The 13,643-nt window shown below is 36.8% G+C and carries 13 protein-coding genes and 1 pseudogene; 10 read left to right on the top strand and 4 right to left on the bottom strand.

Annotated elements, in window-relative coordinates; all coding sequences use genetic code 11:
- Window positions 1-3 precede the first annotated feature (3 nt).
- Window positions 4-246, bottom strand: coding sequence for a hypothetical protein (locus AA0017_RS12840; RefSeq protein WP_413374930.1), 243 nt, complete (start codon window positions 244-246; stop codon window positions 4-6).
- Between the two features lie 1,127 nt (window positions 247-1,373).
- On the opposite strand from AA0017_RS12840, the gene AA0017_RS12835 reads away from it, so the two are divergent.
- The 5 genes from AA0017_RS12835 (at window position 1,374) to AA0017_RS12815 (ending at window position 5,728) form a co-directional block, all read left to right on the top strand.
- Complete coding sequence (locus AA0017_RS12835) at window positions 1,374-2,297, top strand: ABC transporter ATP-binding protein (protein WP_413374928.1); 924 nt, start codon at window positions 1,374-1,376, stop codon at window positions 2,295-2,297.
- Entirely contained in the window at window positions 2,290-3,270 is a 981-nt protein-coding gene (locus tag AA0017_RS12830; RefSeq protein WP_413374926.1) for an ABC transporter permease, read from the top strand. The genes AA0017_RS12835 and AA0017_RS12830 overlap by 8 nt, the downstream gene beginning before the upstream one ends.
- A 23-nt stretch (window positions 3,271-3,293) precedes the next feature.
- A complete protein-coding gene (locus AA0017_RS12825; RefSeq protein ID WP_413374924.1) occupies window positions 3,294-3,728 on the top strand; it encodes a DUF4064 domain-containing protein in 435 nt (144 codons plus the stop codon).
- Window positions 3,729-3,800: 72 nt separating this feature from the next.
- Window positions 3,801-4,499 (top strand): ABC transporter ATP-binding protein, encoded by a 699-nt coding sequence (locus tag AA0017_RS12820; protein WP_413374922.1) that lies wholly within the window; start codon window positions 3,801-3,803, stop codon window positions 4,497-4,499.
- A 2-nt stretch (window positions 4,500-4,501) separates the two neighbouring features.
- Window positions 4,502-5,728 carry an ABC transporter permease gene (locus AA0017_RS12815; RefSeq protein WP_413374920.1) on the top strand — a complete coding sequence of 409 codons (1,227 nt, stop codon included), beginning with the start codon at window positions 4,502-4,504 and terminating at the stop codon, window positions 5,726-5,728.
- A 234-nt stretch (window positions 5,729-5,962) separates the two neighbouring features.
- Here AA0017_RS12815 and AA0017_RS12810 read toward each other — a convergent pair whose 3' ends face one another.
- Entirely contained in the window at window positions 5,963-6,874 is a 912-nt protein-coding gene (locus AA0017_RS12810) for a PhzF family phenazine biosynthesis protein (RefSeq protein ID WP_413374918.1), read from the bottom strand.
- A gap of 150 nt (window positions 6,875-7,024) precedes the next feature.
- Between AA0017_RS12810 and AA0017_RS12805 the strand changes: the two genes are divergently transcribed.
- Complete coding sequence (locus tag AA0017_RS12805) at window positions 7,025-7,975, top strand: aminoglycoside phosphotransferase family protein (RefSeq protein WP_413374916.1); 951 nt, start codon at window positions 7,025-7,027, stop codon at window positions 7,973-7,975.
- A 157-nt stretch (window positions 7,976-8,132) separates the two neighbouring features.
- Here the strand turns inward: AA0017_RS12805 and AA0017_RS12800 are convergent, their stop codons facing one another.
- On the bottom strand, window positions 8,133-9,305 hold the full coding sequence (locus AA0017_RS12800) for an ABC transporter permease (RefSeq protein WP_413374914.1): 1,173 nt from the start codon (window positions 9,303-9,305) through the stop codon (window positions 8,133-8,135).
- On the bottom strand, window positions 9,302-10,045 hold the full coding sequence (locus AA0017_RS12795) for an ATP-binding cassette domain-containing protein (RefSeq protein WP_413374912.1): 744 nt from the start codon (window positions 10,043-10,045) through the stop codon (window positions 9,302-9,304). Before AA0017_RS12795 ends, AA0017_RS12800 begins: the two co-directional genes overlap by 4 nt.
- Window positions 10,046-10,314: 269 nt before the next feature.
- Here AA0017_RS12795 and AA0017_RS12790 point away from each other — a divergent pair, with 269 nt between their 5' ends.
- The 4 genes and pseudogenes from AA0017_RS12790 (at window position 10,315) to AA0017_RS12775 (ending at window position 13,576) form a co-directional block, all read left to right on the top strand.
- Window positions 10,315-11,013 (top strand): LytR/AlgR family response regulator transcription factor, encoded by a 699-nt coding sequence (locus AA0017_RS12790; RefSeq protein ID WP_413374910.1) that lies wholly within the window; start codon window positions 10,315-10,317, stop codon window positions 11,011-11,013.
- Window positions 11,014-11,029: 16 nt separating this feature from the next.
- Window positions 11,030-12,031 (top strand): sensor histidine kinase, encoded by a 1,002-nt coding sequence (locus AA0017_RS12785; protein ID WP_413374908.1) that lies wholly within the window; start codon window positions 11,030-11,032, stop codon window positions 12,029-12,031.
- Window positions 12,028-12,555 carry a GNAT family N-acetyltransferase gene (locus AA0017_RS12780; protein ID WP_413374906.1) on the top strand — a complete coding sequence of 176 codons (528 nt, stop codon included), beginning with the start codon at window positions 12,028-12,030 and terminating at the stop codon, window positions 12,553-12,555. Before AA0017_RS12785 ends, AA0017_RS12780 begins: the two co-directional genes overlap by 4 nt.
- 10 nt (window positions 12,556-12,565) lie before the next feature.
- Window positions 12,566-13,576: pseudogene (locus AA0017_RS12775) on the top strand (S66 peptidase family protein).
- Window positions 13,577-13,643 lie beyond the last annotated feature (67 nt).

Raw genomic sequence — 13,643 nt, 5'->3', positions numbered from 1 at the left:
ACTTTAATCGATTAAAGGATTGCCATCACCCTCATCTTCACTCTCTTCCTCATCTTCAGTATAAACAATCGACATCACAATGATTAAGATGATTAAGGCTAACCTCGGCAAGACTTCATGTGTCACCGTTTTTAACAGGGCTACAAAAACAAGTCCAAGAATAGGGGCTTCTTCGAGCATTAATACGACAATTATATCTAGAAACAAAATAATATCATCCCGTCCAAAAAAATCTCGATCCTCCATAAGCTACTCCCATCTGTTCCTTCTTTTTTTATAAGTTATTATGGGGTTTAGACTTTTGTGAATAACCTAATTAATTTATTTACTCAACTTTCGCAGCGTATAATTGCCCCTTAACCGTTGATAGAGATTGACTTTAGGGAGATACAAGACTCAAATTGACTTTACATGAACGGTTCAATCGTTGACAGTCTGAACACATCTCTTCGTAGGCTGTTGAAGGAAACTGTTCACTAAATGAAGCGCTTCGGCTGTCGCTACCAAAACCATACTCCGCGTCCTTGCCGAGAACCTGGCGAGCCTCCTCGGCAAGCCTTGCGGGGTCTCGCTCCACGGTTTATTCCCGCGGGAGTCTCCGTATGGTTTTGTCCGCTAAGTGTCGTGGAGATGCTTGATGATAGGGCCATTCTCAATCAGCTATTTCTAACGCAGAAGGACCTTCTTCTTCCCTTTGTTGGTTATAGAACTAAATAGGTCGTTGCCACCTATTTTTTTCCTAAGTCTGCCGTCATGAAAAGACAGGATTCCAATCGAAACAAGCTCGATATTCTAGCTAACGTACAGAGCATCCACACGAATTTGTTTACAACTGTAACGGAATGAGTCATGGAAGGAGAAAAATCATTCTCAAGCTCATGTACGTTGAAGTCATGACTGTTTTTTTATTCAATGAGAAAACCGAACCTAGATTCGATTCCATTATCTAGCGGACAAACAGACACGGAGACTCCCGCAGGAATAAACCGTCCAATGAGACCCCGCAAGCGTGAAACGCTGAGGAGGCTCATGAGGTTCCTGCAGGACGCGGAGTGTTTGTTTGGGAGCGACAGCCGGAGGGCCTATATTATCTTTTTCTTGATGCACAGTTTATCCGTTTTGTGTGATAGTACGTTCTCGCTTTTTAAACGTGTCAAGGGCATTTGTTTAAGAGCTTCCCTTTCGCTCGGCCAACTAGTTGAACGGATTTTCTCGATGCGAAAGTTGAGTTATTAAGAAATGGTTAAATCTTAAATTGTCTGAGAGAAAAAGATTAAAATCAGGAAAGGATATCATAAATCTGAGAAAAATATGAAACTAATTTTCGGTTTGAACGTAAGAGAGAGAGTAAACTTTTTAAGGAGGTGTAGCGTTTGTCAAAAACAGCGATGCAATTAAAAAATGTAAAAAAGAAGATAGGAAAAAAGGAAATTATTAAAGGGTTATCCTTTGATATTAAAGGCGGAGAAGTGTTTGGTTTTTTAGGTCCAAATGGGGCGGGAAAAACGACAACGATACGAATGATGGTAGGGTTGATGAGCATTACAGAAGGGGAGGTGCTCATTCAAGGAAAAAGTATTCAGACAGACTTTAAAAATGCGATTCGTGAAGTCGGGGGTATTGTTGAGAATCCTGAAATGTATCCATTTATGAGTGGCTGGAAAAACTTAAAACATTTTGCGAGAATGATTCCTGGAATTACGGATGAACGAATAAAAGAAGTGATTCAGTTAGTCGGTTTAGAACAGGCCATTCATGAAAAGGCGGGTCGCTATTCACTTGGCATGAGGCAGCGTTTAGGAATCGCTCAAGCCTTATTACATAAACCATCGATTCTTATTTTGGATGAGCCGACAAATGGATTAGACCCGGCTGGAATTCGTGAAATTCGCCATTACATAAGAAATTTAGCTGAAAAGGAAAATGTAGCGGTTATCGTATCAAGCCATCTATTATCAGAGATTGAATTGATGTGTGATCGAATCGGCATTATTAAAAATGGAGAATTAGTTGCGATACAAGATGTCAAAGAAGAGGCTGATAAAGCAGACGGGTTAAGAGAAGTTAAAATGATCGTGGAACCACTTGAACAGGCAAAAGCTTTGCTTGAGAAAAAAGATGGACTAAAGGTAGTAGTGGAAAAAGACACATTAACAATTGAAGTAAAAAGAGAAGAGATTCCCGTTATCTTGAAGGAGTTGCTTGAGCAAAATATCCAAGTATTTGAGGTACAATCGATGCGCTCAACTTTAGAAGATAAATTCTTTGATTTGATAGGAGAGAATGTGATTGAGTAACTTTTTTCAGTTAGTAAAAAATGAGCAAAATAAACTGTATATTTTAAAGTCAACATGGGCGATGTATATTGCTTTATTCATTTTAGTGATAGTTGGCGCTTTTATTTTGAAAGCTTTTAATGATGAAATGGCGATTCCAGAATATAGTGAGAACTGGGAGCAAGAGCTTATGGCGGAGAATGAACAGTTAGCCGAAGAAATCGAAACATGGCAAAATGATGATAGTTTTGGTTGGGATGGAATGATTGATTATAATAACAGTCTTATTGCCAAAAATAACTATTATGTAGATAATAGAATTGAACCACCAAGCTATGACGGTTGGGTCTACTTATTTGATAATGTTGGGCTGTCCTCGTTTATTAGTTTATTTACGATTATTGTCGGGGCCGGTATTGTAGCGAATGAATTTAAATGGGGAACGATTAAGCTTTTACTTATCCGTCCCGTTTCAAGGACGAAAATTTTAATTGCTAAATATGTGTCAGTATTACTTTTTGCGTTGACTACATTAGCTTTTCTGATGGTTAGTTCGCTTCTAGTCGGGAGTCTTTTCTTTGGTCTGAATGGACTGAATCCTGCGATGGTTATTGAAACGTCAAATGGTTTAGGCGAATCCACCTATTTGCTAGAGTCTTTGAAACAATTTGGTTTTGATAGTATTAATTTAGTGATGATGGCTACATTAGCCTTTATGATCTCAACCATTTTTAGAAGCAGTAGTATGGCTATCGGGGTGGCGATTTTCTTAATGTTTTCTGGAAACATTATTGTTAATGCCTTATCAAACTATGAATGGGCTAAGTACATATTGTTTGCTAATACGAACTTACAGCAGTATTTTAATGGAAGTGGCCCAATGTTTGAAGGCATGTCGTTATCGTTTTCTATTATTGTCTTAATCGTGTATTATGTTATTTTCTTAGGGTTATCTTGGTTAGCTTTTACTAAAAGAGATGTAGCTGGGCATTAATTAAAAAAAGGGAGAGAAAAAGAATGATTAAAAGAACAGGTGAAGTGATTTTAGGGATTATTGGAGCAATTGGATACGCGTTTTTAACACTTATATCAGTTGGGATTATGTTGTTACAAAATAATGAGGCTTTGTTGCGAGATACTTTTAATGAAGTAATAGCAGAGGATCCTTCATTACAGGGAACGTTTAATGTTGATGCTATCATTACGGATATAAATAGTGTCTCTGGTATGATGATGCTTGTTATTTTCTCTTTATCTATCGTTGCCGGGATTATCGCGATGGTTAGTTTAAAAGGAAATAAAAAGCCAGTTTTAGCTGGGGCTTTATTCCTCGGGGCAGCAGTTATTTCAACCATTCTTACATCTGGTGCTGGTCTGTTTGGTGGTCTATTTTATCTAATCGCAGGAATTATGAGTTTAGCCCGTAAACCAAAAGTAATGATTGAGGAATAATAGAAATGGAGAGTGGGTTAGCTATTGGCTAGCCCTTTTCTTCGTAATTTTTATAAAGAAGGGAGAAATAAGATGGCCGTATTAGAAGTTGACATTCAAAGTGCTGGTTATACAGGAAAAGAAAAGGCGATTAATAATATTCGTTTTGCGATACAAGAAGGTGAGCTTGTTGGATTAATCGGACCAAATGGAGCTGGGAAAAGCACGATGATTAAATCGATTCTTGGACTAGTCGATTCCATTGAAGGCAATATTCATTTTCAAAAACAAAATGATTATGCTTATATACCAGAGCAGCCCACATATTATGATGAGTTAACTTTGTGGGAGCATATTGAGTTAGCCAAAGCAGTCAATAAAATAGAAGACCTTGATTATGATGAGCGAGCGAATCAATTATTAGATATTTTTCGCCTTCAAGAAGCAAAGCATGATTATCCAGGCTCTTATTCAAAGGGGATGCAGCAGAAGTTAATGATTATCATCGCGATTTTAATTAAACCAAAATTATATATAGTTGATGAACCGTTTATTGGTTTAGACCCAAAAGCGATTAAAGATTTTCTTGTCATTTTAGAAGCGGAACGAAAAAATGGAGCGGCGATTTTAATGTGCACTCATGTTCTGGATACAGCAGAGAAAATTTGTGATCGTTTTTTATTAATCAATTATGGTGAGGTTATTGCGAGTGGAACATTAAATGACATTCAATTGGTCAGCGTAAAGGACGGCTCATTAATGGATTGTTTTTATGAGCTGATGGATCAATGAATATGGAGAAGATGAGTCCTGTAATGGTTTTTAAACAAAGAGTGAAAAGTGAATGGAGCTATCAGTATAAGCTGTGGAAGATGATGGTCGATTGGACCGTTTGGTTATATATCCTACTACCACTGCTTGCTATTTTAGGCTATCAATTTTATTTGCTGTGGCAAGGAGAAATGGAGTGGGCTTATTATTTACCTTCGTTTACAATTCCATTTATTTTCTTGTTGGTTTGTTGGAGTGGAACGTTACGACTTTTTTTATTAGATGGAGATCTACTGTTTTTAAGACAGCGACCAGAATGGGTTCAAATGATAAAGAAATACGGACTCATTTATTCCATTGTATTGAATGTTTTTAGCGTGTCAGTTATCGCATTCATCATCGCCCCGTTTATGCTCGTATACCAAGATGTTTCTGTGTGGGACTATACGTTGTTATGCTCATTTGTCATTCTCTTTCGGCTATGTTTACAATATCTTAATCAGTTGCTTGAATTGCGATATGAACGTTGGAAAAAGGTGTTGCGAACGATTGGGCTCTTTATTCTGACATGGCTTTTATTTCATTTATTCCATTGGAGTCCTTTATCACTACAAGTCACTTTCACTGTTTTACTGGTACCGATCACTTTGGTATTTATGAAAAAACGTCTTAATTTAACAACGACTTTTTTTAAAGACTGTCTTCGTGAAAATAAGGAGCGAATCAAATATACGTCAATGCTTGTTGGTCTAAATGGGTATCAAGTCAACAAAAAACAACGAAAACGACCAGTCTTCCTGTTAGCCAATTCAGCTAAAATCTTTCGGAAGCGAACGACCGAAAATATAACGACCGAACTTTTTATTAAACTGTTTATTCGTAATTCTCAAAAATTAAATGGTTTATTTAGAATTACTGGCGTCTCAACAATGGCTATTTTAATTGTCCCAGCGAATTGGATAAAGTGGGTGCTCTTTTTTATTATGTTAGCGCTTCTTAACTATTATATGATGTCAAGCTGGAAGGAATTAAAAGGCCATTCGTTCTTCAAACTCTATCCATTCTCGAAACATGAAGAGACGATGGAAGGAATCAAACGAGCGATTGCTTATTTATCGATGCCAAGTTCCGCGGTTATTGGATTCGTGTTAGGGATGGTTGTCCTTTCACCAGTTTGGGCAGTTCCAATGGCATTATTATCCGGAGCAATGACGTATTATCTGTGTATGAGGCAGATGATTATCTTTTAAGGGAACTGTTGCGTGGGATTTGGTCGGGAGTGATGTGTGAAAAGAGCGGAGTAATGCGGTCAAGAGTGATTTGGTCGGAGGTGATGTGTAAAAAAGGAGGAACAACGTCGTCAAACCTGATTTAAAATAATATGTTTATCAAAAATAGGCTACAGCAAATAAAAAAGGCTACTTCAAAAGTTTAGCTCGTTAAACTTTTGAGGTAGCCTCTTGTCACTTTAGAAAATGCTTATATTATTTAATCTTTTCAATCAAATTTAATTCGAATTTGTTGACGTATACCGCTTGTCCGCTCATATGAATACTCATTTCTTTCGTTTTTTCATTTGGGGTGGCGGATACATAAACCCTTCCGTTTTTGCCGACTTCATAGCCTTGTTCAATGACAAGGTTAACGATCGGCTTTTTTGATTTCTGAATGTACTTTTTATAATAAGCTGCCATTACACCAGAAGCTGTGCCGGTAACGGCATCCTCGATCGTGCCTGAATAAGGCGAGGAGAAATGGCGTGCATGCATATCCGCTTCAGTATCAAATGTTTCTAGACAAAAGACATGAAGGGAAGCATTAGGTATCTCTTTTAAGATGGAAGGAAAAACTTGATTATTAGGTTTCATTTTTTGAAAGGATTCTAATGAACGAATGGGAACGAGTAACGTCCATGTTCCAGTACTGCCATAAATAATCGGTAAATCCGATGACAGTTCATTTTTGTTTATCCCTATAGCTGAGGCGATATCAGCATAAGAGCCATTAAATTTCTTGAATTTTGGAGGAGCGTGTTCTAACGTAATAAAAAAGGACCCGTCTTTTTCTTGAATACTAATGGGAAGAATCCCTGCATTTGTTTCAATCGTCAGCTCGCTTTTATCAGCTAAAAGCCCTTTTGTTTTTAAGGCGTATAAGATAGCGATCGTACCGTGTCCACATAAATTCATCTCGTGTCCGGGTGTAAAATAGCGTAACTGAAGATCGGCGATTTTTGATGTTAAGTGGAAGGCTGTTTCATTAAAGCCTACTTTAAAGGCAATTTCCTGCATTTCTTTATCGGAAAGGGCATCCGCTTCTAAGACAACTCCCGCTGGATTTCCTTGGTTTGGTTCTAAACTAAATGCATCGTAATGATAAACGGTCACAGACTGCATCCAAACGTGTCCTCCTCTTTATTTTTTATATCTAATTATTCTGCTATTTTAACATTTATTGTAGGATAATGGATCATGAATGAATGATTTAATTACAAAGAGAATAGAAGTATGTCATTTTAAGGGAAAATATTCGGGGTGGAGGTTACAATGGACCAGATAAAAGAAGTTCTCTTGAATCATTTTAAAATAAAGGCAACGAAAGTAAGTAACCTTGCTGGTGGTTGGACAGCACTTGCCTATAAGGTCGAAAGTTTACAAAAAACCTATTTTTTAAAAGTATTTTTGAAGAATAGGCAATCGATCAAAAAATGGGTGGAATTAATTGATTATTATGTTCCAATTACATTTGAACTACAAAAGAATCCAAGGTTGAAAGAAAGGATTTCTGTTCCGATTAAAACGCTTGAGCAAGAGTTTAAATTTGAAGATCAATCTGCTTTTTATTTGCTTTTTCCTTATATTGATGGAGAAACTGTAGGGGAAAGCGGTTTAGATACGAATGAAATTGTCCAATTTGCTGAGATGATTTCTGACCTTCATTGTCACCAAGTAGAGCTAGATGTTCATCCGTCAATGATTGAGGACTTCACACTGCCGTTACTCTCACATTTTAAAAATGAGCGAATGAGAAAAGAAGAGGTTCCTAATGATGTTCGTGTGATAGTAGAACAATATATGCCGGCGATTCAAAATTTAATGAAAGAGACCGAAAAAAAGGCTGTTTTGTTAAGACATAATCCACCTCAAAATGTATTTTGTCATACGGATTTACACCATTGGAATGTCATGAGAGTATCAAATCAACTTGTTATTATTGACTGGGAAGGACTCAAACTTTCACCAGTGGAAGCAGATTTGATGTTTATACAAGAGCAATCATACGCAGCCACATTTATGGAACAATATCAGTTATTAAATCCCTGTTTCGAAATGAATGAGACTGCTCTACTATTTTTTCAAGGGAGAAGACTGTTAGAAGATGTTGCTGAGTTATTAGAAGAGTTATTATATGATAATCAAACGGAGGCACAAAGAGAAAAGACACTAGCCTATTTTAGAATAGAAATGGAGAAAATCGTGCAGTTGGATCAAATATAATGAATCGTCTCGTTCGTCCTTCTAATTACACAATCTTTACTTGTGAAAAAGCGAGTGTTGAAGGTTCTTACTTTATTTAAAACAAAAGGCTGCCTCCATAAGGTCATTTTCATGACTTTATGGGACAGCCGTTGTCTCTATGTGTCTATTAGATATATCAGCTTGCTTTCCCTAATACATATTTACTTTTCATAAACATTTTATAAGCAATCAAGAAGAGAATGGAAACGAAGATAGCTGAACTCCCCGCTACAAGAAGGATATGGGTAATATCGTAAACCCCATAAATAAGTTCTTTAATTAAAGCAAAGATATTCATAACGGGGATGATAAAATAGTTGGTTGATAGTTCATTTACCGATACACCAATTAATAAAAAGTAAGGAATCATCGTTAAGAAAGAGATTGGTGAAATATAGTTGCTCGCTTCCTTAATCGTATTGGAAAATAAACTAATCATTAAATAAATACTCGCCATAAGTAGAGCGAATGAGAGGATTCCAACAGCAAGACTAAGCGAAAGCATTCCGATATTTTCTCCAATTTGTAAAGCTTCTCCTAACTCTCCACCGACAAAATAAATGTATAAAAAGAAAGTAGCGACCGAGAAAAATCCACTAATTGTACATAAAGTTGCTATCGTTAACCATTTGCCTAAGACGAGATGTAAACGGTGGACAGGAGTCATTAAGAGTGCTTCCATCGTTTTTCTTTCCTTCTCACCGGCCACCAGGTCATTTGCCGCCGATAATCCTCCCATATTAATCGAAAGGATAATGATTAACTGAGCAAAAATCGTTAAAATAAAGAGTGATGTTTCATTATTTTCTTCACTTGCAGTTAGTGGAACGAGATAAAAAGGTTCAATCACTTGATGATCAAGATTAAGCTCAGCTAAATTACTAGCAACAATGCCATGCATTTGTTCGGCCAAAACATTGTAAATTTGATCCATAGCAGAGCTAGAGCGTGTACTTGCTGGATCGTATTGAAGTTGAATCATCGGTGTTTCCCCTGATGCCAACATTTGCTCAAATTGATTGTCAAAAATAAGAGCAATATGGGCATCTCCTTCTAAAAAGACAGCCGATGGATCCTCAGAGGGAATGAGGTTGGCTCCTTCTATTTCATTCACCCAACTTGCTATGAGTGTGGAATCTGCTTCAGTAATCGCAACATTAATTTGATCGACATTATCATTAAACAAAAAGTTGGTCATAAAAAACATGACGAGTAAATTAAAGATAATTGGGAGTAACACACTTAATAAAATCGTCTTCCTATCTCTAAGCATATCGAGCATTTCTTTTTTATAAACGTTAAGAATCATGAATTTGTCCCCCTAACTAAACGTGACATAAAGATGTAGTTTAAGTCTTCGCTTTCTTCTTCCTTATAAAGTTCTTCAATCGAACCTTGATAAACCAGTTCTCCTTTATGAATCATTACAATCGACTCACAGAGCTGTTTTACTTCCTCCATAATGTGACTAGAGAAGATAATGGTTTTGCCTTCGTTTTGTAAAGAATGGATCAGTTCTCGGAACATATTCGCAGAGGTGATGTCGAGTCCTGTAGTTGGTTCATCGAGTAAGATTAATTCTGGATCATGGAGAAGTGTCCGTGCAATCGTCACCTTTTGTCTCATCCCTTTTGAAAATCCACCAACCTTTCGATCTAAATAATCCTTCATGCCAAACCGAGTCGCTAAATAATCAATTCGAGTCTTCGTTTCATGTTTAGACATTCCGTAAAGCTGAGCAAAATACTGCAAGTTTTCTCTAGCGGTTAAGCGGTCATACATTCCCGTTTCACTGCCAAAAAGAACACCAATTTGTGCTTTTACCTTCATCGGTTCTTTTAAGATATCAATTCCATTAATCGAAATTTCTCCTTTAGAAGGTTCAAGAACCGTACTAATCATTCGTAGTAATGTTGTTTTTCCAGCCCCGTTCTCACCTAAAAGTCCAACGACTTCGCCTTTTTTGATTGCTAGACTAATATTTTTTACAGCTTCAACGGTTACTTTTTTATCACGAAAGGAACGTGACACATTTTGAATTTTAATCATCCTCTTTACCTCCTTGAATATAAAGCACAGTCCATTTTTTCGAGCTTCTAACGGACGCAGCTAGCTTATTTATTTAAGTAGTACCGACCATCTTTCTAATCGTTGCTGTGATACCGCGATGAACGTTTTTTTGTATAGTCCTACTATACTCATTTTTTCCTTTGAAAACGTCCTTATTGTCGTGAAAAGGGCTTTTTATGTCGCGAAAGTACCGTATAATAGATGAAGAGGGTTAAATTGGAAGTGTGTTAACAGTTAAGGAGAATAATATGCTCAAAGTTGGATTAGTGGATGACCAAAAATATGACTTAGAAAAGCTCAATGCAATATTGGCGGATGTGCCAACAGTTGAGGTTGTCTTTTCAACTAATAATTCTGAGGAAGCTTATGAATATATTAAAACGACATCGATTGATTTATTAATTACCGATATTGAAATGCCCAATCTCTCGGGCTATGAGTTGGCTGATTTTATTAATAGCTATGCAATGGGGATTGATGTCATTTTTGTAACTGGTTATAGTGGTTACGCCGTTCATGCGTTCGAGTTAAATGTATTAGACTATATTATGAAGCCTTATTCAAAGGAACGATTAATGAAAGGGATTAATCGCTTAAAAAAAGAAGAAGTTGTTGAGAAGAAAAAGTTGGTTTTAAAACAGAAAAATGAAATCCACTTTATTGAAAAAGAGAAAATCATTTTTGTAGAACGAACAGGACGTCAAACAACAATTGTTACTTCAAAAGAAGTTCATACGACGTATATGACTTTAAACGACTTAGAAAAGGAGTTAGCTAATCCTAACTTTCTCCGGTCTCATCGTGGATTTATTATTAATGTTCAACACGTCAAAAACTTTTCAATATATACTAAAAATTCTTACTCTGTTATCTTCCAATCAACTAAAAAAACAGCTTTAATTACAAAGGCAAAACTAGACGAGATGCAAAAGCAATTTTTTAATTAAAGTTGGAGGCGATAAATTGAGAAAAATAATGCAAATAAGTAGCCTCAGCTTATACATTCTAGCTTTTATTTTGTTAGTCATGAAAACGTCTGTTTCGATTTCTATTTTAGTTTTTTTGAGTGCTGGCTTATTTTTGATCTTTTACTTTAAGAAGATGAAAGAGAGCACACGAATCGCCCCACATGAAATGAATCTTTTTCTCATTCCACACTTTTTAATGGTGCTGGTAATGTTATCGATAGAATCAGAGATCGGTTTAGTTTTGTTAGTTTTCAGTATTCTTGCTTTGGCTGTCGTTAAAGTTGAGCTTATTAGTTATTGGGGAGCGACTAAGCTTGAATTAGATGAAGTCGAGAAGAAATTAACGAAGATTAATGTTGATTTTCGTGAGGTGCGAGCTCAACGCCATGATTTTTTGAAACATACAGCAGCGTTAGAACAAATGATTAATAAACAAAAAACGGCTGATGTCGATACTTATTCTCAGCAGCTATTTCAAGATTATCAAAATTTGAACCATGTTATAAAGGGAGAAAGTGGAGCAATGGTTTCCGTACTGTTTACTTATAATGAATTATTTAAACAGCATTTGATTGAATGGAGAAGGGAAGTCGAAATACCATTATCAGAGCTTCCGTTAAAGCAAGTCGATCAAATGAGTTTGCTCACAAATTTATTTGATAATGCATTTGAAGCAGCAAAGGATTATCAGGAAAAAGCAAAAAAAGATGCGAGTATTTTCTTACAAACAGAAAAAAGAAGTGGGATTTATCTGTTGCGTCTTTCTAACTCAGCCTTATTTGAAAACCGTCATTTATTGGATACCCTTTTTGAAAAGTTTGGTGTCACAACAAAAGAAGAGGGACATGAAGGGCTTGGTACATATATTATTTCCAAGCTTGTAAAAGGGCATCATGGTCAAATCGATTACTATTATGATAAGAATCTGTTTACAGTTCGGATCAAATTGCCACTGATTAAGGAAGTTGGAGAACGAACTAACAAGGGGGAACAATGAAGCTTAACGTTAAATTAATCAAAGCAAATAAAGAGTGGCTTGGTCCATATCAGGAATTTTATGATGAGTGGTTTAAAAGTGGAGAAAAGATGGTTCCTTGGGTGATAAGAGAAAGTTCGAATGATGCGGAGGCGATGTTTTCTTTTTTACAAAAACAAGAAACAGGTGTAGGTTTAAGTGCTAGCCAAGTGAAAAACACAACCTATTGGCTTATTAATGAGGAGGAAGAAGTAGTCGGAGCGGTTAACATTCGCCACACCCTTAATTCTTTCTTATTTGAACAAGGAGGGCATATCGGTTATGGGATTAGACCGTCCGCTCGTCAAAAAGGGTATGCTACGCAAATTTTAGCTTTGGCTTTACAAGAATCGAACAAGTTAGGCATAAAAAAAGTGCTCGTCTGTTGTGATGAAGACAATCTTGCCTCTTATAAAACAATTGTTAAAAATGGTGGCATGATTGATGAGGATTTTGTGACTGATGATGGTGAAGTGATTAAGCGTTTTTGGGTAGAATGCGAGTAGGAGGGGTTTGATGATAAAATATCCAATATTAAATAACGATGCCACAATCGGAGTAACGGCACCGTCTTCAGGTGTAGATAAAGAATTACACAGATTGTTAAATAAAGCGGAGCAAAGACTTGCTACTAAAGGCTATTCTCTGCAATTTGGTGAAACTGTTTGGACACAATATAAAGCGAAGTCTGCCCCTGCAAAGGAAAGAGCGAAGGAATTTCAAGAAATGCTCGAAAATAAAAAAATCAATGCGATTATTCCGCCTTGGGGTGGGGAACTCTTAATTGAGATATTAGAATTTATCGATTTTGAGAAACTATCAGTAAAATGGGTATTAGGTTATTCAGATACGAGTATGCTCCTACTCGCCATGACATTAAAAACAGGGATTGCCACTGCCCACGGACCGAATTTAGTCGATTTACGTAGTGATGAATGGGATGAAACGACAGCAATGTGGGAAGATGTCTTACAAACAAAAGAAGGGGAAGTGGTAACCCAATATTCATCTAAGCTGTATCAAAAAGAGTGGGATCACTCAAATGATGATTTACAGCTAACGGAAAAAACAGAGTGGAAAACGAGCAAGAATCAAGCCGTTAAAGCAGAAGGTCGCATTCTTGGTGGCTGTATTGACGTCATCCATCATTTAGTCGGGACACCTTATGGCGATGTCGAAGCTTTCCATCACACCTATTTAACAAAGAATGAGAAAATCATTTGGTATTTTGAAAACTGTGAAATGAGCACAACCGACTTGAGACGTTCTCTCGTGTAAATGAAGTTAGCAGGGTGGTTTGTTAATTGTCGCTTACTTATGTTTGGACGTAGTGAAGTGCAAACGGCAGTTGAAGCGTATACAACTTTTGATCTATATCAAGAGTTGGAAGAGGAACTCGGAATCCCTGTTGTCTTCGATATTGATTGTGGGCATGTACCACCACAAGTGACTTTGGTTAATGGGGCTTATGCCAAAGTGGAGGTAAGTGCGGGCCAGGGGAAAATAGAACAGATTTTCCGAGCATAGTTTTTGAAACCAAATAGTGGTTTTTTCGTATATATTAAAAGGATAGACAACAAGAATTTGGGAGGAA

The sequence above is a fragment of the Alkalihalobacillus phoenicis genome (assembly GCF_047302405.1).
Classification (GTDB): Bacteria; Bacillota; Bacilli; order Bacillales; family Bacillaceae_D; genus Alkalihalobacillus.
Note: the sequence above shows the minus strand (reverse complement) of the source record. Positions and strands in the feature narration are given on the sequence as shown.